Source organism: Bacillus sp. SIMBA_074, from assembly GCF_046534555.1.
Taxonomy (GTDB): Bacteria; Bacillota; Bacilli; order Bacillales; family Bacillaceae_G; genus Bacillus_A; species Bacillus_A mycoides.
Genome location: NZ_JAWRYM010000272.1, coordinates 1 through 316, shown reverse-complemented (window position 1 = coordinate 316; position 316 = coordinate 1). Strand labels below are relative to the sequence as shown.

Genomic DNA, 316 nt, shown 5'->3' with positions numbered 1-316 from the left:
ATCATTATGAGACAGCAATAAGAGAAATAAATGAATTTAATAACGTGGTTAGCGGAACGATGAAAATAGGTGCAAGCTTCACGATAGGGGAATACTACCTTCCAAAAGTTTTAGCAGAATTTGCGGCTCAATATCCGATGGTGGACATACAAATAATCATCTCGAATTCTAATGAAGTCATACAAGGAATACGTTCGAATAAGCTTGATATAGGCTTGATAGAAGGGGAAACGGATTATAAAGATATCGATGTCAGACCCTTCATGAATGACGAGATGATTGTCGTCGTCCCCCCGGTTCATCCACTTTCACAGAC

At 39.2% G+C, this 316-nt stretch carries 1 protein-coding gene; it reads left to right on the top strand.

Features of this window, described 5'->3' with window-relative positions; translation table 11 throughout:
* Nucleotides 1-316 (top strand): LysR substrate-binding domain-containing protein (locus SB773_RS30815; RefSeq protein ID WP_410594037.1); only part of this gene is annotated, 316 nt, incomplete at both ends.